Source organism: Pantoea sp. DY-17, assembly GCF_019795975.1.
In the GTDB taxonomy this organism is placed as follows: Bacteria; Pseudomonadota; Gammaproteobacteria; order Enterobacterales; family Enterobacteriaceae; genus Pantoea; species Pantoea leporis.
Window position 1 is genome coordinate 1,332,768 of the sequence record NZ_JAIMIG010000001.1, and the last position, 21,795, is coordinate 1,354,562.

At 58.0% G+C, this 21,795-nt stretch carries 22 protein-coding genes; 9 read left to right on the forward strand and 13 right to left on the reverse strand.

Features of this window, described 5'->3' with window-relative positions; genetic code table 11:
• Positions 1-308: 308 nt before the first annotated feature.
• The 3 genes from dld (at position 309) to K5Y33_RS06335 (ending at position 2,843) form a co-directional block, all read left to right on the forward strand.
• Positions 309-2,009, forward strand: coding sequence for a D-lactate dehydrogenase (dld, locus tag K5Y33_RS06325; protein ID WP_222233502.1), 1,701 nt, complete (start codon positions 309-311; stop codon positions 2,007-2,009).
• Positions 2,010-2,191: 182 nt separating this feature from the next.
• On the forward strand, positions 2,192-2,542 hold the full coding sequence (locus K5Y33_RS06330; RefSeq protein ID WP_222233503.1) for a type II toxin-antitoxin system RelE/ParE family toxin: 351 nt from the start codon (positions 2,192-2,194) through the stop codon (positions 2,540-2,542).
• Position 2,543: 1 nt separating this feature from the next.
• Positions 2,544-2,843, forward strand: a complete 300-nt coding sequence (locus K5Y33_RS06335) for a helix-turn-helix domain-containing protein (protein WP_222210471.1) — start codon at positions 2,544-2,546, stop codon at positions 2,841-2,843.
• On the opposite strand, the gene pqqF is transcribed toward K5Y33_RS06335, so the two are convergent.
• The 8 genes from pqqF to K5Y33_RS06375 form a co-directional block, all read right to left on the reverse strand.
• Complete coding sequence (gene pqqF / locus K5Y33_RS06340) at positions 2,834-5,152, reverse strand: pyrroloquinoline quinone biosynthesis protein PqqF (RefSeq protein ID WP_222233504.1); 2,319 nt, start codon at positions 5,150-5,152, stop codon at positions 2,834-2,836. The genes K5Y33_RS06335 and pqqF overlap by 10 nt on opposite strands.
• Positions 5,152-6,291 carry a pyrroloquinoline quinone biosynthesis protein PqqE gene (pqqE, locus tag K5Y33_RS06345; protein WP_222210473.1) on the reverse strand — a complete coding sequence of 380 codons (1,140 nt, stop codon included), beginning with the start codon at positions 6,289-6,291 and terminating at the stop codon, positions 5,152-5,154. Before pqqE ends, pqqF begins: the two co-directional genes overlap by 1 nt.
• On the reverse strand, positions 6,278-6,556 hold the full coding sequence (gene pqqD / locus K5Y33_RS06350) for a pyrroloquinoline quinone biosynthesis peptide chaperone PqqD (protein ID WP_061720121.1): 279 nt from the start codon (positions 6,554-6,556) through the stop codon (positions 6,278-6,280). The genes pqqE and pqqD overlap by 14 nt, the downstream gene beginning before the upstream one ends.
• Positions 6,557-6,560: 4 nt before the next feature.
• Positions 6,561-7,316: a pyrroloquinoline-quinone synthase PqqC gene (pqqC, locus tag K5Y33_RS06355; RefSeq protein WP_101764483.1), complete on the reverse strand. Its 756-nt coding sequence runs from the start codon at positions 7,314-7,316 to the stop codon at positions 6,561-6,563.
• Positions 7,313-8,239 carry a pyrroloquinoline quinone biosynthesis protein PqqB gene (gene pqqB / locus K5Y33_RS06360; protein WP_061720123.1) on the reverse strand — a complete coding sequence of 309 codons (927 nt, stop codon included), beginning with the start codon at positions 8,237-8,239 and terminating at the stop codon, positions 7,313-7,315. Before pqqB ends, pqqC begins: the two co-directional genes overlap by 4 nt.
• A gap of 55 nt (positions 8,240-8,294) precedes the next feature.
• Positions 8,295-8,366 (reverse strand): pyrroloquinoline quinone precursor peptide PqqA, encoded by a 72-nt coding sequence (gene pqqA, locus K5Y33_RS06365; RefSeq protein ID WP_002905689.1) that lies wholly within the window; start codon positions 8,364-8,366, stop codon positions 8,295-8,297.
• A 148-nt stretch (positions 8,367-8,514) separates the two neighbouring features.
• Positions 8,515-9,540 carry a dipeptidase gene (locus K5Y33_RS06370; protein ID WP_222233505.1) on the reverse strand — a complete coding sequence of 342 codons (1,026 nt, stop codon included), beginning with the start codon at positions 9,538-9,540 and terminating at the stop codon, positions 8,515-8,517.
• A 78-nt stretch (positions 9,541-9,618) separates the two neighbouring features.
• Entirely contained in the window at positions 9,619-10,551 is a 933-nt protein-coding gene (locus tag K5Y33_RS06375) for an ABC transporter substrate-binding protein (protein ID WP_222233506.1), read from the reverse strand.
• Positions 10,552-10,873: 322 nt separating this feature from the next.
• Between K5Y33_RS06375 and leuA the strand changes: the two genes are divergently transcribed.
• The gene (gene leuA, locus K5Y33_RS06380) at positions 10,874-12,559 is read left to right on the forward strand and encodes a 2-isopropylmalate synthase (RefSeq protein ID WP_222233507.1); all 1,686 of its coding nucleotides are present in this window, start codon (positions 10,874-10,876) and stop codon (positions 12,557-12,559) included.
• On the opposite strand, the gene K5Y33_RS06385 is transcribed toward leuA, so the two are convergent.
• Together K5Y33_RS06385 and K5Y33_RS06390 are read right to left on the reverse strand one after the other, a co-directional pair.
• A complete protein-coding gene (locus tag K5Y33_RS06385; protein ID WP_222233508.1) occupies positions 12,510-13,292 on the reverse strand; it encodes a helix-turn-helix transcriptional regulator in 783 nt (260 codons plus the stop codon). The two genes, leuA and K5Y33_RS06385, sit on opposite strands and share 50 nt — an antisense overlap.
• A gap of 1 nt (position 13,293) precedes the next feature.
• Positions 13,294-14,247, reverse strand: a complete 954-nt coding sequence (locus K5Y33_RS06390; protein WP_192411902.1) for an NAD(P)-dependent oxidoreductase — start codon at positions 14,245-14,247, stop codon at positions 13,294-13,296.
• A gap of 129 nt (positions 14,248-14,376) precedes the next feature.
• Between K5Y33_RS06390 and pqqU the strand changes: the two genes are divergently transcribed.
• From pqqU to K5Y33_RS06405, 3 genes are all read left to right on the forward strand, one after another.
• The gene (gene pqqU, locus K5Y33_RS06395) at positions 14,377-16,488 is read left to right on the forward strand and encodes a TonB-dependent receptor PqqU (RefSeq protein ID WP_222233509.1); all 2,112 of its coding nucleotides are present in this window, start codon (positions 14,377-14,379) and stop codon (positions 16,486-16,488) included.
• 134 nt (positions 16,489-16,622) lie between these two features.
• A complete protein-coding gene (locus K5Y33_RS06400) occupies positions 16,623-16,874 on the forward strand; it encodes a type II toxin-antitoxin system prevent-host-death family antitoxin (RefSeq protein WP_101764487.1) in 252 nt (83 codons plus the stop codon).
• Complete coding sequence (locus K5Y33_RS06405) at positions 16,874-17,299, forward strand: type II toxin-antitoxin system VapC family toxin (RefSeq protein ID WP_192233729.1); 426 nt, start codon at positions 16,874-16,876, stop codon at positions 17,297-17,299. Before K5Y33_RS06400 ends, K5Y33_RS06405 begins: the two co-directional genes overlap by 1 nt.
• Positions 17,300-17,360: 61 nt before the next feature.
• Here the strand turns inward: K5Y33_RS06405 and K5Y33_RS06410 are convergent, their stop codons facing one another.
• From K5Y33_RS06410 to K5Y33_RS06420, 3 genes are all read right to left on the reverse strand, one after another.
• A complete protein-coding gene (locus K5Y33_RS06410; protein WP_222233510.1) occupies positions 17,361-17,915 on the reverse strand; it encodes an isochorismatase family protein in 555 nt (184 codons plus the stop codon).
• Between the two features lie 17 nt (positions 17,916-17,932).
• Positions 17,933-18,358, reverse strand: a complete 426-nt coding sequence (locus K5Y33_RS06415) for a MarR family winged helix-turn-helix transcriptional regulator (protein ID WP_192411906.1) — start codon at positions 18,356-18,358, stop codon at positions 17,933-17,935.
• Positions 18,359-18,478: 120 nt separating this feature from the next.
• Positions 18,479-19,024: a helix-turn-helix domain-containing protein gene (locus tag K5Y33_RS06420; protein WP_110866077.1), complete on the reverse strand. Its 546-nt coding sequence runs from the start codon at positions 19,022-19,024 to the stop codon at positions 18,479-18,481.
• A 96-nt stretch (positions 19,025-19,120) separates the two neighbouring features.
• Between K5Y33_RS06420 and K5Y33_RS06425 the strand changes: the two genes are divergently transcribed.
• Both K5Y33_RS06425 and K5Y33_RS06430 read left to right on the forward strand, forming a co-directional pair.
• The gene (locus tag K5Y33_RS06425) at positions 19,121-20,299 is read left to right on the forward strand and encodes a benzoate/H(+) symporter BenE family transporter (RefSeq protein ID WP_217546752.1); all 1,179 of its coding nucleotides are present in this window, start codon (positions 19,121-19,123) and stop codon (positions 20,297-20,299) included.
• Positions 20,300-20,451: 152 nt separating this feature from the next.
• Positions 20,452-21,795, forward strand: coding sequence for an SrfA family protein (locus K5Y33_RS06430; protein WP_222233511.1), 1,344 nt, complete (start codon positions 20,452-20,454; stop codon positions 21,793-21,795).

Sequence of the window (21,795 nt, forward strand, 5' to 3'; positions counted from 1 at the left end):
GGCTTACTTTTGTGATATATGTCACATGTCAATTTTAAGATTAAATCCACAATGACAAGTAAAATCATAAGGTTATATTTATTTTGCGTAGTAAAATCAGCAGGCCAAATAAACGCCCTCTTCGCGATTTTTATTTCGATCTATTTTGTGATTTCCCGCGCATTTTTATCGGTTCCTGCCGGTTATTCCGTAAAGTAAAAAGGGATAATGATTCCGTGCGTTATTTACGCGTCAGGGCCAGTGAATGATTGACTCAGTGCAGCTGCGCTTGTCCAATACCGTGGCAGATAAAGAATAAAGAAGAGAAAATGAGCATGCAGAAGGATATGTTGCGGAAGTTGGCCGCGGTGGTAGGTGACAAACAGTTATTAACCCATGCGGATGATAAAGCCTGGTACATAAAGGGGTTCCGCGTCGGGCGCGGTGACGCGCTGGCGGTGGCGTTACCGCAAACCTTGTTGCAGCTGTGGCAAACACTGCAGGTGTGCGTGGCGCACGATGTGATTGTGTTGATGCAGGCGTCAAATACCGGCGTCACCGGCGGCTCAACGCCCGACGGCAATGATTACGACCGCGATATCGTGATCATCAGCACCCGCCAGCTCAAAGGCGTGCAGGTAATCGATCAGGCGCGCCAGGTGATCGCCTTCCCCGGCACCACCTTGACTGAACTGGAACACACCTTACAGCCGCTCGGTCGAGAGCCGCACTCGGTGATTGGATCATCCTGCATCGGCGCGTCGGTGGTCGGCGGGATCTGTAATAATTCCGGTGGCTCGCTGATTCGGCGCGGCCCCGCGTTTACCGAAAAATCCTTGTTCGCCCGTATTCATGAGGATGGTCGCTTAGAGATGGTTAATCACCTCGGCATCGAGTTGGGCGACACGCCAGAAGTGATGCTGGCAAATCTCACGCAGCAGCAGTATCAAACCGGCGAGCAAGCCGACTGGCAGGGTAAAATCTGGGCCGATGACTACGCCGACCGCTTACGAGATGTGACCGCGGATTCCCCAGCACGCTTCAATGGCGATCTGCGCTACCTGCACGACAGCTCGGGCAGCGCCGGTAAAGTGGTGGTGTTCGCTGTACGCTTGCCCACCTTCGAAGCCAGCGCCGGCAGCGACACCTTCTACATCGGCACTAACGATGAGAACGTGCTGGTGGCGCTGCGCCGTTTCCTGCTAACCGAAATGAGCGAACTGCCGCTGCAGGCGGAATATATCCATCGCAATGCCTTCGATTTAACCGTGCGCTACGCCAAGCATATGTATCTGGCGATTCGCAAACTGGGCCCGCAGGCCATTCCGCAGATGATGGCCAATAAAGCCAAATGGGATGTGCGCGTCAGCCATCTTAAATTCCTGCCGCGCAATTTTGTTGATCGGGTGCTGCAATTCTTTAACCAATTGACGCCGAGCTTTATCGCGCCGCGCATCATGGATTACCGCAGCGAGTATCAACATCATCTGATGATCAAAGTAGAGTCGCCGCAAACCGCCGAGTTGCAGAGTTTACTGCAGCAATTCTTTGCTGAGCAGCAAGGCGGCTTTTTCCGCTGCAATACGCGTGAAGCGGCGGATGCGTTTTTGGTGCGTTTCGGCGTGGGCGGCTGCACCATTTCCTACTGCGACGCGCTGGGCTATAACCCCAACGAGCGGCTGGTAGCCTTCGATGTGGCGCTGCGCCGTAATGACGATGCATGGCGTTTGACGCTGCCGGATCATCTGGCGGCGCAGGTGCAGGTTGATTCGTGCTGCGGGCACTTCTTCTGCTTCGTCAATCATCAGGATTACGTGCTGAAACCCGGCTACGACGCGAAAGTGTTTAAGGAAGAGGTGAAACGGTATCTGGAACAGCGCGGCGCGAAATATCCCGCCGAGCACAATGTCGGGCACCTTTATCAGGCGTCGTGTGAGCATGTCGCGCATTGGAAACAGCTTGATCCCACCAACAGCTGTAATCCAGGGATTGGTAAAACCAGTAAGAAGAAGTTTTGGCGGGAGATGTAGCAGCGGCAACCAGGTCGCCCTAAATGGCGGTCCTACGAGATTTATGGCGAATTAATTCGCGTACGCTTCGGTTGAAATCGTATTTGTGAGCGAATTTGACTTCACACAATCAATGTCCGGATTGATTTCATAGCCCAAAAGCTATAACTTATCCCATAGCAAATAAGCTATGGGATGGCATTATGTGGGAAATATTAACAACGGATGTTTTTGATCAGTGGTTTGTGGCGCAAAGTGAAGCACTACGTGAAGACGTGTTAGCGGCGATGACGATTTTAGGAGAGATGGGACCACAACTTGGCCGCCCCTATGTCGATACATTAAAGGGTGGCGAATTCCCTAATCTGAAAGAGCTGCGCGTTCAGCACGCCGGTAAGCCCATCAGAGCCTTTTTCGCTTTTGATCCGGTGCGACGCGCTATCGTGTTATGCGCTGGAAATAAGACCGGTTTTAACCAAAAACAATTTTACCGAACAATGATTCGCCTCGCTGAAGTGGAATACTGCAAGCATTTGGCGCGGATGGAGGGATAAGATGGCTACTCTAAAAGAATTAATGCAAAAACAATCACCTGAAAGCCAGCAGCGCATCGCTAAGAAAGTCGAAATATTGCGCCAGGAGATTGCTTTAAGCCAGTTACGCGAAGAGCTCAACCTCTCGCAAACCGAACTGGCACGCACTATCGGCGTCTCGCAGCCCACGCTGGCAAAGATGGAAAATCCAGGCAACGATCCGCGCCTGTCCACATTGAAGCGTTACGTCGCGGCATTGGGTGGCGAACTGCGTATCGACGTGACACTGCCCAACGGCAAAACCATCGCCTTTCAGCTTTGATTGACCAAAATCAACCAGCGATGCCGTTCGCGCAGCAGACGCTGATGCAGTTGCTCGAGCTGCTGCAGTGTCAGTGCCTGAATAGCCGCGCGATTGAGAGTGGCCAGGCCGTGCTGCTGGCGCAGGGTTTCGAGTGCGGCCTCGCCATTATCTTTGCTTGCGCATTGCGTCATTAAGCTTGCCTGCCATGCCACCAGCTTTTGCGGCGAGATTGCCGCGATCTCGGCTACCATCTCACGCATAAAGCGTTTGCAATGACCCAACAGCGCGCGCCAGGAGATATCCGGTGATTGCAGCGCCAGCATCAAGCCATCCACATCCGCCACCCGCTGATAGCGCGCCGACACCACATAGCCAATTTGCTGATCCACGCGCAACCGCTGGAAAAAGCGCGTTTCCAGCATCAGCGCCAGCACGCGTAAAGCGGCCAGGCTGGCATCGTCGGCCTGCGGTAACGGCATAAACAGCAGCAGCGCCTGATCGCGCCCGTCGCAGGCGATGGGCACGATGCCGTGTTGCAGTCGTACCGGCGGCGTGTCGCGCGCCAGATCCGGCGTAAAATCGCTGAGCAGATGCGCCACGCGCTGGCTTAATGCGGTATTGATGCCGCACCATGCCGCCAGCCATTGTGGCGCGGGTAATGGCTTGATCAAGCGAGTGGGCAACGCGGCGAGCAATTGACGAATCACAATCGAAGGGGTATTCGCTGCGGGTTGCGCCAGCACCGGCGTGTTCAGCGCCTGTATTGCCTGATGCACGCTAAACAACGCGCGATCGGCGGATGCAGGCAAATTGAGCAGTAGCTGCCAGCTGGCATGCGTCTGTTGCCAGCTGCCGTTGCCACCCGCGTGGCGCAATTCCGCCAGCAACGGGCGTAACTGGCGCTGCCGCGACTGCGCGTCTTCCTCACTCAAGGTCTGATAAAACGCTGGACGCAGCAGCAGCGTTTCAACCTGTTTTAACGGTGCAATCAGCGGCAACGGCTGCGCCACGGGTGGGAGACGAGGGAGCGGAACAGCGGCTGAAGCAGGATAGAAGTGAAACGCTGCGGGTTTGGTCGCAGCCAACGACGGCGGCAGCCACTCGGCCAGCTGCAAGGTGAAGCCCTGCGTGTGATGCGGTGCGCCGTCAATCTGTTGCTGCGTGAGCAGACGCGTGCGCGGACAATCTGGCAACGCTGCGGCAAAATCCGTAAAGTTGTCTGGCAGCGCGCAACCCGGCGCGAAGCCCAACGCCCGGCCGCGCAACTGTTCCAGCGGCGACAAGGTCGCGAAATCCTGCTGCGCGAGCTGTGCGTAGTGCCGCAGCTGAAGCGCCGTACATTCAGCTAACGCAGCCAGATGCTGCCAAACGCGTTGCTCAATCTGTTGCGCCTGCGCCGGGGAAATGCGCCTGGCGCTAAAGCGCAGCGCCAGTAACGCTTGTTGCTCATCTTGCCATAACCAATGCGCGTCAAAGGTTTCGCATAACGCCTCAGCGCGCAACTGCGCCAGCAAGCTGCCGGGCGCTTCGTCCTGCCAGAATGCCTTTAATAATGTGACATTGTCACACACAGTATGCTCATCGCCCGCCACCAACATCGTCAGCCAGAAATTTTCTTCACCGCCTAATTGCAGTAAACGATCCCCGGGCAGCAGCGCAGGTTTAACAGCCACAGCGCGTTCTCCGCCCGCCAGCAAACTGTCACCATAGCGCATCGCTAGCTGTGTTAGTTCATCAAGCGATTGCGGCCCTTGTAGCCAAAGTTCCATATTTTCAGCGCGATAGAAACGGCGATGAAAATCGCGTAGTGCGGATTGTAACACCGTGACGTTGTCACCAAAAGCCTGCCTACTGCCGACGCGGAAGCGCTGGAAACGTCCCGGCAACTTATCCAGCACGGCAGCTTCACTCAGCGTGTCGGCATGGTTTTGCAGCAGTTGATACTCAGCCTCAATCACCGCCGCTTCCTGCTGAATGGCCTGCGCCGTCAGCAACGGTGACGCCAACATATCGCACAGCCGCTGCACGCCCGCTGACAACGCTGCGGCTGGGAGCTGAAAGAAATAGGCGCTGCGGCTTAACTGCGTGGTGGCGTTCACCTGGCCGCCCTGCTGCTGCAGCCACGGCATCAGGCGATCGTCGCCGTGAAAAGCTTCGCTGCCGCAAAACAGCAGATGTTCCAGCAGATGTGCCAAACCCGGCCAGCGATCCGCTTCATCCAGACTGCCGGCCTGCACGCGCATCAGCGCCGCCGCCTCATGCGCGTCGGGCTGATGATAAAGATGGCAGCGCAGGCCGTTGGTGAGCGTGAGCTGGCGCGCGTGCATCAGGTAACGCGCTGCTTAAAGATCAGTTCGGAGTTGCTGCGATTGCGGAACTGCAGCTGCTGGATTTTGATGTCGCTGCAGTTGGCTTCACGTCGTGCTTCGAGGATCTTGCCGTGATGCGGCGATTTGCTGCACACCGGATCGGTGTTATCGGCATCGCCGGTCAGCATAAAGGCCTGACAGCGACAGCCGCCAAAGTCTTTCTCTTTTTCATCGCAGGAGCGACAGGGTTCCGGCATCCAGTCAAAGCCGCGATAGCGGTTAAAACCAAACGAGTTGTACCAGATATCGTCCAGCGTGCGCTCCAGCACCGACGGGAACTCAACCGGCAGCTGACGCGCGCTGTGGCACGGCAACGCGGTGCCGTCAGGCGTGACGCTGAGGAAGATCGATCCCCATCCGCCCATGCAGGGTTTCGGCCGCTCTTCGTAGTAATCCGGCGTCACGAACAGCAGATTGGTGAGATTGCCGCTGGCGCCCATGCGCTGACGATAATCGGCCACCACCGCTTCGGCGTTGGCGATTTGCTCGCGCGTCGGCAGCAATCCTTCACGATTGAGCTGCGCCCAGCCATAGAATTGGCAAGTCGCCAGCTCGACATCGTCGGCTTCCAGTTCGATACAGAGATCGATGATTTTGTCGATCTGGTCGATATTGTGGCGATGCAGCACGAAATTCAGCACCATCGGATAGCCGTGCGCTTTCACCGCTTTCGCCATCTCCAGCTTCTGCTGGAAGGCCTTTTTTGACCCGGCCAGCGCCGCGTTTAGCGTTTCATCGCTGGCCTGGAAGCTGATCTGGATATGATCGAGTCCGGCGTCGGCAAAGGCATCGAGTTTTTTCGCCGTCAGGCCGATGCCGGAGGTGATCAGGTTGGTGTAGAAACCGAGATCGCGCGCGGCGCGAATCAGCTCCGGCAGGTCTTTACGGGTTAGCGGTTCGCCGCCGGAAAAACCGAGCTGCACGCTGCCCATGGCGCGCGCCTGACGAAACACCTCAATCCACTGTTCGGTGGTCAGCTCTTTCTCCTGCTGGGAAAAATCCAGCGGATTGGAGCAATACGGACACTGCAGCGGGCAGCGATAGGTCAGTTCTGCCAGCAGCCACAGCGGTGGCGTCACGCTTTTACTCGGGTTCACGACACTGTATCCATTTTTGTTCGATGGCGGATTGCAGGAACTCTTTGACGTCGTCGCCGACGCCGCCCGCGTCCGGGAAACGCGCATCCAGCGTGGCAACGATCGCCGCCACATCCTGTTTGCCATCCACCAGTTCGAGGATCGCCACGGCGGTCTCGTTCAGTTTGGCCATGCCTTCCGGATAGAGCACCACATGGCTATCCTGCGCCGCTTCCCACTGCATACGGTAGCCGCGACGGAAAGCCGGAATCACATTATCTTTCATGTTGTTATACCAGTCTTGTGCTGTGCCAGGACACCTGATCGGTGACCGTATGATAAGGCGGACGTTGCAGCGCATACGCCATGGTCATGGCATCGAGCATGGTCCAGAGAATATCGAGTTTAAACTGCAGGATCTCCAGCATGCGGTTCTGCTGTTCGGCGCGGGTAAACACCTCAAGCGCCAGCGCCAGCCCATGCTCCACATCGCGGTTCGCCTGGCTCAAACGGCTGCGGAAGTAGAAATAGCCTTCCTCTTTGATCCACGGATAGTGCTGCGGCCAGCTGTCGAGACGCGACTGATGAATCTGCGGCGCAAACAGCTCGGTGAGCGAGCTACAGGCCGCTTCCTGCCAGTTAGCACGGCGCGCGAAGTTCACGTAGGCGTCCACCGCAAAACGCACGCCCGGCAGCACCAGCTTCTCTGACAGCAACACGTCACGTTCCAGCCCCACCGCCTCACCCAACTGCAGCCAGGCTTCAATCCCGCCCTCGTGACCGTTGCTGCCGTCGTGATCGAGGATGCGCTGTACCCATTTACGCCGCGTCGCCGCATCCGGGCAATTCGCCATGATCGCCGCATCTTTCAGCGGAATGTTGGTCTGATAATAGAAGCGGTTCGCCACCCAGCCCTGAATCTGCTCGCGCGTCGCCTCGCCATTGTGCATGGCAATGTGATAAGGGTGATGAATGTGATAGAACGCGCCTTTGTCGCGCAGCGCCTGCTCAAACGCGGCGGGCGATAATGCTTCGGTGATGATCACGATGCAAACTCCTGCAGATGAATCGCCATGCCATCCCAACTCACTTCAATGCCCTGCTGCGTCAAATAGGCGCGCTGCGGCGATTGCTCATTAAGGATCGGATTGGTGTTGTTAATGTGAATCAAAATCTTGCGTTTGGCCGGCAGCGCAGCCAGCAACGCCATTAAACCTTGTTCTTCGGCCAACGCTAAGTGGCCCATCGCTTTGCCGGTATTTTTGCCAACGCCGGTGGCAAGCAGCTCGTCGTCCTGCCACACCGTGCCATCAATCAACAGGCAATCGGCTTTTTGCAGCCACGGCATGATCACCGCATCCGGCTCGCCGAGTCCCGGCGCGTAGAGCAGCGTTTGGCCGTTGGCGGTGTTTTCAATGAACAGCGCCACGTTGTGGCCCGGCAGCGGGCGATCGCGATACGGCGAATACGGCGGCGCGTTGCTGAGAATCGGAATCGCGGTGAACTGCAAACTGTGGCAGACATCGACGCGGAACGGCTCCAGCGGCGTTAACGCATGATGCTGCAAGCCGCCATTCCAGTGCTGCAACATGGTGAAAATTGGGAAACCGCTGGTGAGATCGCCATGCACTTCCGGCGTGCACCACACCTGATGCGGACAGCCTTCGCGCAGGCTCAGCAAGCCAGTGGTGTGATCGATTTGGCTGTCGGTGAGAATGATGCTGCCAATCGCCGTGCCGCGCAGCACACCCTTTTTGATCAGTTCTGGCGTGTGGGCAATTTGCTGGCTGATGTCCGGCGAGGCGTTGCACAGCACCCAATCTTCACCGTTGTCGCTGACAATGATTGAAGATTGGGTGCGCGCCTGCGCCTGAATGCTGCCGTTACGCAGGCCGCTGCAATTGGCGCAGTTACAGTTCCACTGCGGGAAGCCGCCGCCCGCCGCTGAACCGAGGACTTTAATAAACATGAACGTTGACCAAAGAGAGAAAACAAAATGCCCGCACGAACGGCGGGCAGAAGTCTTAGCGGTTGGAGATGTACAGAGTCACTTCCAGGCCCAGACGCAGGTCAATAAACGCAGGTTTTTTCCACATAATGGTCTTCCTCATAAAACAAAAACGCAGAGAGATCTCTGCTGAAGAGGATTGCGGCTGTGACTTAGATCACATCGCAATCCGTACGCGCGCAGATGTTGCGCCAATGTAGCGAGCAGATCAACCCTGATTCGGTAAGGGAATGGTGCTAATCCTGCCAAATTTGTTGCAACACGCGCTGCCAGTTGCCCCATGCAAGCTGCTCAAGTGCTGTTTGATCGTAGTCGAACGAACGCAACAACGCATAAAGATGCGGTAATCCGCTCACATCTTTCAGCGCCTCAGGCACGCTGATGCCATCAAAATCGGAGCCCAGCGCCACATGATCGCGGCCCATTATCGCGATCAGGTGCTCAACATGTTTAACAATTTCGATCAATGCGGTGTCGCTATCGCGTTTTCCGTCGCTGCGCAGAAAAGCGTTGCCAAAATTCACGCCCACCACGCCGCCGCTGTCGCGAATGGCGCGCAGCTGATCGTCGGTCAGGTTGCGCGGCTGCGCGCAAAGCGCGTGCGCATTGGAATGCGTCGCCACCAGCGGCGCGGTTGACAGGCGCGCGGTGTCCCAGAAGGCTTTCTCGTTCATATGCGACATATCGATCAGCATGCGATGCCGATTGGCAGCGGCGATCAGCTGCTCACCTTGTTCGGTCAAACCCGGCCCGCTGTCCGGTGAGTTGGGGAATGATCCGCTGACGCCTGCGCCAAAGCGATTGGGCAGATTCCAGAACGGCCCGATGCTGCGCACGCCCGCCTGGTAAAACGCATCAAGCGCTTCACCCTCGCCATCAAACCCGTCTGCGCCCTCAATATGCGCCACCAGCGCCAGCACGCCGTCCGCGCGACAGGCGGCAATATCAGCGGTGTTAAGGCATAACCGCGCCCGCCCATCAGATTGCGCCGCAAGCGTTTTCAGGATGTCGAGTTGCTGCCAGAGAATCGCCAGCGGTTCGAGATTTTCCTCCGCTCGCTGCGGCGCGACCTCTTTGACATAGCGCGCTGGCGGCACAAACATCGCGAACAGCCCACCGGCAAAACCGCCCTGCTGCATGCGCGGAAAATCGAGGTGGCCCTTTTCGATGCCGTGAAAAAAGGCCTGCGCCGGATCATCGCGATGATGCAGCCACAGATTGAGAAGCAGGTCGTTATGACCGTCGAAGGTTTTTAGCAACATGAGGGGTTCTTTGACGAAACAACATGGCGCCATGCTACGCGCGCGCTGCTGTTTCGCCAAATGCGGGCGCACAAAGGGTTAGTTCTGCGCAACCTTTAAGCCGTGATAAAAAGTCGGTTTCACATCAAGAGGCTGCTGGATCAACCCGTATTTCTGGTAGAAATCGGCGGTCTCCTGCTGCTGGCCGATGGTGGCATCATCAATGCTTTGCCAGTGCGATTTGCGACGTGAGAAGGATTTCGCCGCCGCCTCTTTCGGGAAACCGATGATTTTTGCCAGCGTGGTCGAGTACTCATCGACATGGCTGTTGGCCCAGCGATCGGCGGCGGCTAAGCGATTGACGTAATCCTGCAGCGCCGCGCGTTTGGCTTCATCGTTTAGCGCGGCGTCGGTGGCCGCGAGGAAGCTGTTGCCGCTGGACAGGCCGACGCCGTTCACCAGCACGCGTCCGGTGTGGGTCACTTCCGCCAGCGCGGTATAAGGATCCCACGTTGACCAGGCATCCACCGAACCGTTTGCCAGCGCGATGCGCGCATCCGCCGGCGTTAAGAAGCGCCAGTTGACTTCTTTATCGCTGACGCCCGCCTGCTCCAGCGCTTTGAGCGCCTCATAGTGACCAATCGATCCGCGTCCGGTGGCGATGTTTTTACCCTTTAGCTCCGCAACGGTTTTGATGGGTGAATCCGGGCTGACCAGCACCGCCAATCCTTCGGGTACCGATTTGCTCACCGCCACCGCTTTCACCTGCGAACCGGCCGCCAGTGAGAACAGCAGCGGCGCATCGCCGATAATACCGGCATCCACCGCACCGGCATTCAGCGCTTCCGCCAGCGGTGCCGCCGCCGGGAACTCGGCCCATTCGATTTTATAATTGAGGTTGTTCAACTGCTGCGCCGCTTCCATTTCGGCGTGCATATTTCCCTTTTGATCGGCAATGCGCAGCGTCACGGTTTCTGCCGCCGCCGCGCCGCTGGCTGTCACGATTAATAGTGCCAAAGCTGCTCTTTTCATTGTGTTTTATCCCATCGCGCAAAACCCCAGCCTAACCCGCGCGCGCCAAATGACCGATGCCGATTTCGCATGAGATATGCCGCGTGGCGCATAAAGACTGTGCATGCAATCACCGCAATTATCGTAGCGGCGCAATTTATTGCGCAATGTCGTGAGGAGCGCGGTGTCGCAAGAAAAATGCGCGATTAATCGCGCCGCTACAGAGTGTGCGCGTAAGAGTCTGAACCCGGTTGTCACTTTTGCGCGAGTGGTTGTCAGCAATGCGCGAGCCGCGCCGCGCGATGCCAGGCGAGACTGAACGCCACATTACAAGGAGATCGTTATGCTCACGCAACCCGCTACAAAATACCGCCCGTTTCCGGTTATCGACTTACCCGATCGTCAGTGGCCCTCGCGCCAGCTGACGCAGGCACCGCGCTGGCTCTCTACCGACTTACGCGACGGCAATCAGGCGCTGGCGACACCAATGGACAGCGCGCGCAAGCTGGAGTTCTGGCAACTGCTGCTGCGCTGTGGCTTTAAGGAGATTGAGGTGGCCTTTCCGGCGGCATCGCAGACCGATTTTGATTTTGTCCGTTTGCTGATTGAGCAGAAGCACATTCCAGACGATGTGGCGATTCAGGTGTTGACCCAGGCGCGCAGCGATCTGATTGATCGCACTTTCGACGCGCTGCGTGGCGCGCCGAACGCCATTATTCATCTCTACAACGCCACCGCGCCGCTGTTCCGCGAGCGCGTGTTCCGCCAGAGCAAAGCCGAGATTATCGAACTGGCCTGCGCCGGTGCGCGGCAAATTCGTGCCCGTTGCGAAGCGCAAAAGGATACCGCGTGGACCTTCGAGTATTCGCCAGAAACCTTCTGCTTTACCGAACCGGAGTTTGCGCTGGAGATTTGCGAAGCGGTGGCGGCGATTTGGCAACCGGGCCCGGCGCGTCCAATGATCATCAACCTGCCCGCGACCGTCGAAGTGAACACGCCGAACGTCTATGCCGATCAGATTGAGGTTTTCTGTCGCCACTTCAGCCAGCGATCGCAGGTCGCGATCAGCGTGCATCCGCATAACGATCGCGGTACCGGCATCGCCTGCGCCGAGCTGGCGCTGCTGGCGGGTGCCGATCGCGTGGAAGGCTGTTTGTTTGGCAACGGCGAGCGCACCGGCAACGTCGATATCGTTACGCTGGCGCTCAATCTCTACACTCAGGGCATCGCGCCGCAGCTCGATTTCAGCGATATCCAGCAGGTGCTGGAAGTGGTGACGCGCTGCAACCAGCTGCCAGTGCATCCGCGTCATCCGTATGCCGGTGAACTGGTGTTTACCGCCTTCTCCGGTTCGCATCAGGATGCGATTCGTAAAGGCTTTGCCGCCCGTGCTGAGCGTGAAGAAGCAATCTGGCAGATGCCGTATCTGCCGCTCGATCCGCTGGATATCGGCTGCAGCTACGAAGCGGTGATCCGCGTCAATAGTCAATCGGGTAAAGGCGGCGCCGCCTGGCTGCTGGAGCAGAATCACGGTCTGCAACTGCCGCGCGGCTTGCAGCAGGATTTCAGCCGTCTGGTGCAACAGCAAACCGACCAGCACGGTCAGGAGATGACCCATCACGCGCTGTGGCAGTTGTTTTGTCAGCATTACGGCTTAACGCAGCCCGTGCGTTGTTTGCTGGAAGCGGAAAGTCACAGCGACGATAAAGGCGAAACGCGCCTCAAGGCGCGGCTGCAACAGGGCGCGAAGCGGTTGATGCTGGAAGGTAAAGGCAACGGCTTGCTCTCAGCCGCCGTTGCCGCGCTGCGTCAGCGCTATGACGTAATCATCACCATTGAGGATTATCACGAACACACGCTGGGCAAACGCAGCGACAGTCGTTCGGTGACCTACATCAGCTGCATTAATGCACGCGGTGAACGCGCGTGGGGCGTAGGCATTGATAATGATGTGGCGCGCGCTTCACTGCAGGCGCTGCTCAACGCAGCGCACGCTTTTCTGCCGCAGGAAAGTAGTTCGCTGGCGTGACGCCGAGCACGCGGCGAAACATCGCGCTGAAGGCGCTCGGGCTGTCATAACCGAGATCGAGCGCCACCGTCAGCACGCTATCGCCCTGCGCTAGGCGGGTCAACGCCACGCTCAGTCGCGCGCGGCGCACCCAGTCGCTGAATTGTAACCCGGTTTCGCGACTAAAATGGCGCGCCAGCGTGCGTTCGGCCACGCACAGTTGCGTAGCCGCGCGGGCCAGCGTCCAGTTTTCCCCGGGCGCTTGCTGGATCTGCTGGCACAAACTCAGCAGCCGCTCGCTTTCCGGCAGCGGCAGACCAAACGGCAGCACATCCATCACGCGGATCTCATCGAGGATCAGCTCGTAAATCCGCTCGGCGCGGCTGCCGGAAACGTACTGCTCCGGCAGCGCCAGCGCGCTGACAATCAACTCGCGCAGCAGCGGCGAAATCTGCACCACCTGACAACTGGCGGGCAGATCGGCGCGCGCCAGCGGATCCACAAATAGCGTGCGCGCGGCCACCGCGCCAACAATGTGCAGCGCGTGACGCGTTCCCGCCGGCAGCCAGACGCCGCGACTCGGCGGCACAATCCAGCTGCCGTGCTGCGTTTCCACTTTCACCACGCCGCTCAGCGTGTGGATCAGCTGGGCGCAAGCGTGGTGATGCCACGGCTCCGCGTCGCCATGCGCATAATCGTGCGCATAGGGCACCAGCGGACGATAGGCGAAGTCGAAGTTGAGCCGCGCACTCATGTTAGCGTTTCAGATATTGATAAACCGCCGCCAGATCCTGCTCGCCGTAACCGGCATCTACCGCTTGCTGCCAGACATCGACGATGTTTTCCAGCGCCGGCAGTTTGCTATCGCCCGCCGCATCCAGCGCCAGTTTGGCGTCTTTCAGCGCCCACACCAGATGCATCTGCGGCGTGAAATCGCCGCTGGCAATCATGCCAAGTTTCATTTTGGCGTACGGTGCCGCCAGCGGACCGCCATCCAGCACTTTCCACAGATCGTCGGTGCTGAAACCAAACTCTTCCGCCAGACGCGTACTTTCCGCCAGGCTCTGCATCAGACCAATCAGCCAGCTATTCACCACCAGCTTCATGCGCGAACTGGCGCCCGCCTCGCCCAGCCACTGCGTGCCTTTACCGATCGCGGCGAACACCTGCTCGGCGGCCTGCGCGTTGCTCTGATCGCCGCTGGCCATCACCAGGATTTGCGCATTCTCTGCTGGCGCTTTAGTGCCGGAAACCGGTGCATCGATAAACACCACGTCCGGACGCGTGCTTTTGAATTCCGCGATCAGTTGATCGGTGGCGGCCACGCCGATGGTGCCCATCTGGCAAATTGTCGCGCCCTGCTTGAGCGCGGAGCTGGCGTCGTTCAGCGCCTGACGCGTGGTATCGCCGTCGGCCAGCATGGCGATCACCACATCCGCGCCACTCACCGCTTGTGCAGCGCTGTCGGCCAGCGTGATGCCTGCATCCAGCAGATCTTCGCCTTTGGCACGCGTGCGGTTCCAGCCGCGCACCGTGAAGCCTTTTTTCAACAGGTTAGCGGCAAACGCATGCCCCATCGCGCCCAATCCCAGTACCGCGACCACAGGTTGTTGACTCATCATTCCCTCTCTTTTGTGCCTTAAGACAAAACCGCCAGACTGACAGAATTTCCCTGTCGCAGCCAGGCCAGAGATGCGATGAAAAAACATTTTCAACGCCGCAATGATGAATAATCCGTCATACTATTTACGCTTTTCAAACAAATGATAAAACGATTAACATACGCGCCATTAATGTTCCATTCGGTACATTCCACGCCCTTTTTACGGTCTTTCATAATGAAAATAGCTTTACTGCGACAGGCTTCGCTGATGATGCTGCCTGCGATGTTACCGGTCTCGGCGCTGGCGGCAAACGCGGCCAGCAACACCATGGTGGTGAGCGCGGCGCCGTCCGCATCCGGACTGTCTGAACTGGATACGCCAGCGGCAGTTAGTGTGGTGTCCGGCGACGATATGCGCCACGCGGCACCGCGCGTCAATTTGTCAGAAAACCTCAGCAGCGTGCCCGGTTTGCAAATTCAAAACCGTCAAAATTATGCCCAGGACCTGCAGATTTCGGTGCGCGGTTTTGGTTCGCGTTCCACCTTTGGCCTGCGCGGCATTCGTATGTACGTCGACGGGATCCCCGCCACCATGCCCGATGGCCAGGGACAAACTTCCAACATCGATATCGGCTCCATCGATCACATCGACGTGCTGCGCGGCCCCTTCTCGGCGCTGTACGGCAACTCGTCGGGCGGCGTGATTAACGTTGAAACCGAAACCGGACAGCAACCCACCACGCTGGAAGCCAGCAGCTGGTACGGCAGTTACGGCAGCTGGCGCAACAGCGTTAAAGCCAGCGGCGCAACCGGCGACGGTACGCAAGCCGGCGACGTCAACTACACGGTTTCCGCCTCGCGTTTTACCACGCACGGCTTCCGCGCTCACAGCTCGGCGCAGAAAAACCTCGGCAACGCCAAACTCGGCGTGCGCATCGATGATGTCAGCACCCTGACGCTGTTGTTCAACAGCGTGCACGTTGAAGCGCAGGACCCGGGCGGTTTGACCGCTGAGCAGTGGAAAAATAATCCACGCCAGGTCGCCAGCAACGTGAGCTTGTACGACGCGCGTAAAACCGTCGATCAGACCCAAGCAGGCCTGCACTATCAGCGCCAGATGAGTGAGAACGATGACCTGAGCGTGATGATGTATGCGGGTGAACGTGAAACCACGCAGTATCAATCCATTCCTAAAGCCACCCAGCTGCGCGCAGGTTATCCCGGCGGCGTGATCGCTTTGTCGCGTCATTATCAGGGCATTGACACCCGCTGGACGCACCGCGACGCGCTGTTCACCATTCCGGTAACCTTCACCGCCGGGCTCGACTATGAAACCATGACTGAGAAGCGTAAAGGTTATCAAAACTTTAACGGCGACGAGTTGGGCGTACAGGGCGAGATGCGTCGTAATGAACGCAATCTGATGTGGAACCTCGATCCCTATCTGCAAACCGCGTGGCAGCTGACCGATAAACTGTCGCTGGATGCCGGCGTGCGTTTCAGTACGGTGAATTTCGACTCTAACGACTATTACGTCACCGACAGCGATCCCGATGACAGCGGCAATCGTCGCTATCACCGCTGGTTGCCTGCCGCTGCGCTGAATTACGCCATTGATAACAGCTGGAACGCCTACGTTTCTGCTGGTCGCGGCTTCGAAACGCCGACGCTGAATGAGTTGTCCTATCGCGCCGCCGATCAGGCCGGGCTGAATCTCAACCTGCAACCTGCCACCAGCGAAACGGTTGAACTGGGCAGTAAAAAACGCATCGGCAACGGCCTGTTAACTGCGGCGATTTTCCAGACTGACACCAAAAACGAGATCGTTTCTGACAGCAGCTTTGAAGGCCGCACCAGCTACAAAAACGCCGGTGAAACCCGCCGTCGTGGATTGGAGCTGGGCCTCGACCAGCAATTCGGCGAGAGCTGGCGCTTCAAAGCCGCATGGACCTTGCTGGATGCCCGCTACCGCTCTAACGCCTGCGGCACCGAAAGCTGCGACGGCAACCGCATTCCCGGCATTGCGCGTAACATGGCTTACGCCGGACTGGCTTACGCGCCCGACCAAGGCTGGTATGCCGGAACCGATATGCGCTACCTGAGCGATATCGCGGCGGATGATGAGAATGACGTGAAAGCGCCGTCTTATACCGTGGTCGGCGTGAACAGCGGTTATAAATGGCTGGTGCAGAACTGGACGTTGGATCTGTTTGGTCGCGTCGATAACCTGTTTGATCGCAACTACATCGGTTCGGTGATCGTGAATGAAAGCAACGGTCGCTATTACGAACCGGCGCCGGGCCGCAATTACAGCGTGGGCCTGACGGTGAGTTATGAGTTTCAGTAAATAAACGCGTTGGATAGATGATATCAAAGCCCTGCAAGCCGCTTGCGGGGCTTTTTTATTGGTTGAATATTGTCCAGCACTGCATCTTACTTTATAGTTATGTAGCAACATCTCTACATATCATGGAGGTCGTGATGACAGTGACGAGAATCAGCAGTCGAGCTTTTAATCAGGAGGTATCCCGGGCCAAAAAAGCCGCCGAGGAAGGCCCGGTTTATATTACTGACCGTGGCAATCCTGCACATGTTTTACTGACATTTGAAGCGTATAAAAAACTCACGGGTTCAAACCGAAGCATCGTAGATTCACTCGCCATGCCGGACGGCGTAGATATCGATTTTGAGCCAGAACGTGCGACCATAATCAACAGGGATGTGGAGTTCTAATGCGCTATTTGCTGGATACCAATGTTATTTCAGAATTACGTAAGGCAGGGACGCCTAAAGCCAATCCTCAGGTGATTGCCTGGGCTAAAAGCATTGATGCTGAAGAGATGTTTATTTCAGCATTGACGCTGATGGAAATTGAAAAAGGTATCCTTAAGTTCGCCCGTAAAGACCCTCAGCAAGCCCATCATTTACAGCGCTGGTATCAAGAGCAGGTTCTGACAGAATTTGCCTGGCGTACACTCTCTATTGATAGCAGCGTGGCCCGCCTTTGCGCTCAGCTGCATATTCCTGATGAACGCCCACATACCGATGCGCTGATCGCGGCGACAGCGATTCATCACGAGCTGATTCTGGTCACGCGTAACGTACGGGATTTTGATACCACTGGCGTGATGTTGCTGAATCCGTGGCAGGAACTGTAGGCTCGCCATTCATGGCGACCTGAAAGCCAGGTGCGCATGAATGCGCACCCTACGATGATCCTTACTTCAACAACGCCAGCACATCATCGGTTGTGCCGGTTTCGCCCAGGCGCGGGAAGATACGCTCGACGCTGTTTTTATGCGTTTCGGCATTCAGGCAGGTCATGGCGTCGGTTGCCAACGTGACGTTGTAACCCAGTTCATACGCCTGACGCGCCGTGGATTCCACACCGATGCTGGTGGCGATGCCGCAAATCACCACTTGTGTGATGCCGCGCTGCTGCAGCTGCTCGTGCAGATCCGTATTATGGAAAGCGCCCCAGGTTTTTTTGGTAACGATGATGTCGCCGCGCTGCTGCGCCAGGTCCGGCACTAACGTCGCCCAATCGGCGGGCAAATCGCCAGCGTGTTTCGGCTGCTCATTACGGCCAGGCGCGCCGCCCGCAACGTTGACCAGCACCACCGGGCGCTTTTGCCCACGGAATGCATCGGCCAGACGCGCTGAGCGCTCAATCACTTCATGCGCCTCTAACGGTGCGACCGGCAGCGCAACAATACCGTTTTGCAGGTCAATCACAATCAGCGCGATGTTGTCGTCAAGGGTAGTTAAAGCCATGTTGAGTCCTCTCAGGATTATTGGTCGGCAAGTCGTTGCAGTAAGGGAAGCGCGGCCAGCAGCGTGTGCTGTTCCTGCGGGTTCAGTTGCGTTGCGATGCTGTTGAGCAGCCAGTCATCGCGTTGTGCGCGGTTGGCAGCAATCAGTTTCAGGCAGGCATCGGTGGGTTGATAGCGGGTTTTGCGGCCATCCAGCGGATCGGCTGCACCCTGCACCATACCCAGCGTCTGCAGGCTCGCCACGGTGGCGCCCATCGACTGCGTGCGCACCCCTTCCAGCGTAGCCAATTCTGTTACCGTCATCGCGCCATCGCGCACCAGATAGCCAAGTACCGACACCTGCGGCCAGGTGAGATCGCCCGGCGGCGCCGATTCACGCAGGCGACGCGCCAGTTTGCCATTGATGCTGCGCAGTAACGCCGCCGCGCTGTTGAGGTCGCTCATGGCACCTTCTCCTTACTGATGAGCCGCGAGTATATAAATACGAAGGCAAACTGGGTAGTTTACCTTCGTATCAATTTGTAATTGTGCCAGATTGTTAGGTGGTCGCCATGCATGGCGATCCTAGGCGCGCTGCAGATAATGAATCAAACTGTGGAAACGCAGCGGCGTGCTGAGGGGATTGCGGTAGCTGTGCGGCGTATCGGCGGCGAACTGGCTGGCCTGGCCCGAAAGCAAGCGGCGCCATGTGCCTTCCACGCCCAGCAACAATTCGCCTTCCAGCACCACAACCTGCTCAATCACCCCGCTTTCATGCGCTGATGAATCACTCTGCGCGCCACCCGCCAGTGTCACTTCCAGCAGATCAAAATGCAGTCTGGCATCGTACGGCAGCAGCGACTTGACCTGCATCTGCGCGTTGGGCTGGCTGAAGGTCGCCACGCTGCCCGGCGGTTGATCGCTGCCCTGCACAAAGAAGGAAAACGGCACGTTAAAGCCAGTGGCAATTTTCCACAGCGTCGCCACCGTGGGGCTCGATTCACCGCGCTCGATTTGGCCGAGCATCGCTTTGCTCACGCCGGTGCGATCCGCTGCCAGCGTCAGGCTCCAGCCGTTGGCCTGACGCAACTGTTTCAGCGCCAGACTCAAATGTTGATGCAAATTTTCCATGTGTTCTCCCGAAAAGCTCGCGCGCAGTGTAGCACTTGTGCGCTATAACGCTCCATGCCACAATGTGCGTTATAACGCACAATCGGATGTGACCTGATGACCACCGCCACCACACGCAGTGCCTTCTCTTTCCCGATGCTGATTTCGGGTTTTATCGCCGTGCTGGTGGGCTACAGCAGCACGGCAGCGCTGATCTTCCAGGCGGCGCAGGCGGCGGGCGCTTCGCCGGCGCAGATTGGCGGCTGGCTGTCGATGCTCGGCGTAGGTATGGGGTTGGCCTCGCTCGGCTTATCGCTATGGACACGCATGCCGATCCTCGCAGCCTGGTCGACGCCTGGCGCGGCGCTGCTCGCCACCAGCGTGCAGGGTTTGACGCTGAATGAAGTGGTGGGCGTGTTTGTCGCCACCAACCTGTTAATTGTGTTATGCGGCGTTACCGGCCTGTTCGCCCGCCTGATGAATCACATTCCGCAGTCGCTGGCGGCCGCGATGTTGGCCGGGATTCTGCTGAAATTTGGCATCGGCACCTTTAGCGGTTTGCAGAGCAATTTCGCGCTGTGCGGCAGCATGTGTCTGGTGTGGTTGTTGAGCCGCCGCTGGCTGCCGCGCTACGCCATCATTCTGGCGTTGATCGCGGGCGTGCTGGTGGCGCTCGGCCAGCAATCGATCCACTTTCCGCCGCATGCGCTGGCGATCAGTCGGCCGGAATTCATCATGCCGCAGTTTACTCTGGCGGCGCTGATTGGCGTGGGTTTGCCCTATTTTCTCGTCACCATGGCGTCGCAAAATGCGCCCGGCATCGCCACCTTGCAGGCGCACGGCTATCAGCCGCCGGTATCTGCGCTCACCGGCTGGACCGGCTTTATCGCTTTAGTGCTGTCGCCATTTGGCGGGTTTTCGGTGTGTATCGCTGCGATTACCGCTGCTATCTGTATGGGCGACGATGTCGATCCGAATCCGGCGCGCCGCTGGATGGCATCGGCATTGGCGGGCGTGTTCTATCTACTGACCGGATTTACCGGCGGATTGATCGCCATCATGCTGAGCGCCTTGCCGCCGGTGTTAATTGCCACGCTGGCGGGCCTCGCGCTGCTGGCTACGCTGTCCGGCAGTTTGCAGCGCGCCTTAGCCGAACCGGATCAGCGCGACAGCGCCATCGTGGCGTTTCTGATCACCGCCAGCGGTGTTTCGCTGCTCGGCATCGGCTCCGCCTTTTGGGGTTTGCTCGGCGGCATGCTGACCTATGTGATCCTTTCCCCGCGCAGCCGCGCTTAAAATTTCAGCAATCTTCTCCGCACGCGGGAAAAACGCCCTGTTTTTCCCCCTTTATCAGCCGTTTGATTTCGCTGCATTTGGCTTAAGATCACTATCATCGCCAAAAACACACACTGTTCTGCCTCAGACAACCACCGATAAGGGCCCAACGAGTGGCAAAAACTTTTCTGCGCAGCGGCAATCTGGACACGGTACTGGCACTGGGTGAAAACGGCCAGCCGGTCTGGACGTCCGCGCTGCAAATCCGTGAAACCCTGCGCCTGCGCCGCCAAACCACGCTGGCCAATTGCCTCGCGATCCCGCAGGTCAACGAGCGCGGTGACCGCCTCGATTGGTACGCCCCATTTACTGGCAAAGTAAAATCCTGGCTGGGTGCCAGCGATCACGAGCGCCGTCAGGCGCTGGAACGGCTGACGCTAAACCAGCAGGATCTGCAGGCGCTGAGCCTGCGTGCACGCGATGCGGAGAATCCGGCGATGCGCTTGTTTGGTGCGTTGCTGAGCAAAACGTTGCAGTTCCCGGATCAGCAGTACGTTTATCTGGTGGATGGCAAACCGGTGATCACCTTCTGGGGCTTTGTTGATCCGCAGGCGCGTTCGCGTGATGACGCGCTGGCCTGCCTGCGCGATTCGCTGGAAGATGCGCTGCCGCCGCTGCTGCCAGAACCGCCAGCACCTGCTCCGCTGGTGGTTGCGCCGGTAATTGCGCCGCTGATCGAGGTGCCGCCTGCTGCTGCTCAACCGGTGATTGAGCCGGAACCTGAAGCCGAAGAACCGGCGGTTGAAGTCATTGCTGAGGCCGCGCCTGAACCGCTACCCGAACCTGTCGCGCCGCCACGTCGCGCCTTTGCCGTGCGTCCGCTGATGCTGCTGTTGCCGGTTGCGGCGCTGGTGGCTGCGGGCGTCGCCTACTGGCTGCACAGCGCGCCGCAACCGGCTGCGATTAGCGTTGCGGATGTGCCGGTGCCGGTGAGTAAGCCGCCTGCCGTGATGGTTAAAGCGGAAAAACTCGCCACCACGCTGCCACAAACCGCCGCCACCGTCGTTGCCGCCGCGCCGGTTGCCACACCTGTCGCGCCGCCTGAGGTGGTGGCTGAACACACCGAACCGGCCAAAGCCGATGATTTGGTGATGACCACCGAAGATGCGCGCGTTGGATCGGTGAAATTTATTAACGGCACCTGGCGCGTCACGTTGCGTCAAACCAATCTGCCGACCGGCAAACCGCCAAGCCTGCGCTATCAAATCCGCAACGGCAAAGGCACCGCCACCATTACCCAGGGCGACAACATCCGCTGTAAAGCCGATGTCACCGCCGCGATGACCAGCGCCGGCAGCATGGAAGTGCGCAGCCGCTATACTGCGACCTGCAGCGATAAATCGCGTTACCGCATGCCGGAACTAGTGTGTAAAGCCGGTGATGGCATCGCCAGCTGTACTGCGCAATACGGCGCAGATCAGGTCTTCCCGTTGACGATTAAGCGTGAGAGTAAGTAA

What these genes read in the sequence shown, in the direction of transcription:
- dld (WP_222233502.1), top strand. Translation starts at nt 309, where the DNA reads ATGAGCATGCAGAAGGATATGTTGCGGAAGTTGGCCGCGGTGGTAGGT.
- K5Y33_RS06330 (WP_222233503.1), top strand. Translation starts at nt 2,192, where the DNA reads ATGTGGGAAATATTAACAACGGATGTTTTTGATCAGTGGTTTGTGGCG.
- K5Y33_RS06335 (WP_222210471.1), top strand. Translation starts at nt 2,544, where the DNA reads ATGGCTACTCTAAAAGAATTAATGCAAAAACAATCACCTGAAAGCCAG.
- pqqF (WP_222233504.1), bottom strand. Translation starts at nt 5,152, where the DNA reads ATGCACGCGCGCCAGCTCACGCTCACCAACGGCCTGCGCTGCCATCTT.
- pqqD (WP_061720121.1), bottom strand. Translation starts at nt 6,556, where the DNA reads ATGAAAGATAATGTGATTCCGGCTTTCCGTCGCGGCTACCGTATGCAG.
- pqqB (WP_061720123.1), bottom strand. Translation starts at nt 8,239, where the DNA reads ATGTTTATTAAAGTCCTCGGTTCAGCGGCGGGCGGCGGCTTCCCGCAG.
- K5Y33_RS06370 (WP_222233505.1), bottom strand. Translation starts at nt 9,540, where the DNA reads ATGTTGCTAAAAACCTTCGACGGTCATAACGACCTGCTTCTCAATCTG.
- K5Y33_RS06375 (WP_222233506.1), bottom strand. Translation starts at nt 10,551, where the DNA reads ATGAAAAGAGCAGCTTTGGCACTATTAATCGTGACAGCCAGCGGCGCG.
- leuA (WP_222233507.1), top strand. Translation starts at nt 10,874, where the DNA reads ATGCTCACGCAACCCGCTACAAAATACCGCCCGTTTCCGGTTATCGAC.
- K5Y33_RS06385 (WP_222233508.1), bottom strand. Translation starts at nt 13,292, where the DNA reads ATGAGTGCGCGGCTCAACTTCGACTTCGCCTATCGTCCGCTGGTGCCC.
- K5Y33_RS06390 (WP_192411902.1), bottom strand. Translation starts at nt 14,247, where the DNA reads ATGTTTTTTCATCGCATCTCTGGCCTGGCTGCGACAGGGAAATTCTGT.
- pqqU (WP_222233509.1), top strand. Translation starts at nt 14,377, where the DNA reads ATGAAAATAGCTTTACTGCGACAGGCTTCGCTGATGATGCTGCCTGCG.
- K5Y33_RS06400 (WP_101764487.1), top strand. Translation starts at nt 16,623, where the DNA reads ATGACAGTGACGAGAATCAGCAGTCGAGCTTTTAATCAGGAGGTATCC.
- K5Y33_RS06405 (WP_192233729.1), top strand. Translation starts at nt 16,874, where the DNA reads ATGCGCTATTTGCTGGATACCAATGTTATTTCAGAATTACGTAAGGCA.
- K5Y33_RS06410 (WP_222233510.1), bottom strand. Translation starts at nt 17,915, where the DNA reads ATGGCTTTAACTACCCTTGACGACAACATCGCGCTGATTGTGATTGAC.
- K5Y33_RS06415 (WP_192411906.1), bottom strand. Translation starts at nt 18,358, where the DNA reads ATGAGCGACCTCAACAGCGCGGCGGCGTTACTGCGCAGCATCAATGGC.
- K5Y33_RS06420 (WP_110866077.1), bottom strand. Translation starts at nt 19,024, where the DNA reads ATGGAAAATTTGCATCAACATTTGAGTCTGGCGCTGAAACAGTTGCGT.
- K5Y33_RS06425 (WP_217546752.1), top strand. Translation starts at nt 19,121, where the DNA reads ATGACCACCGCCACCACACGCAGTGCCTTCTCTTTCCCGATGCTGATT.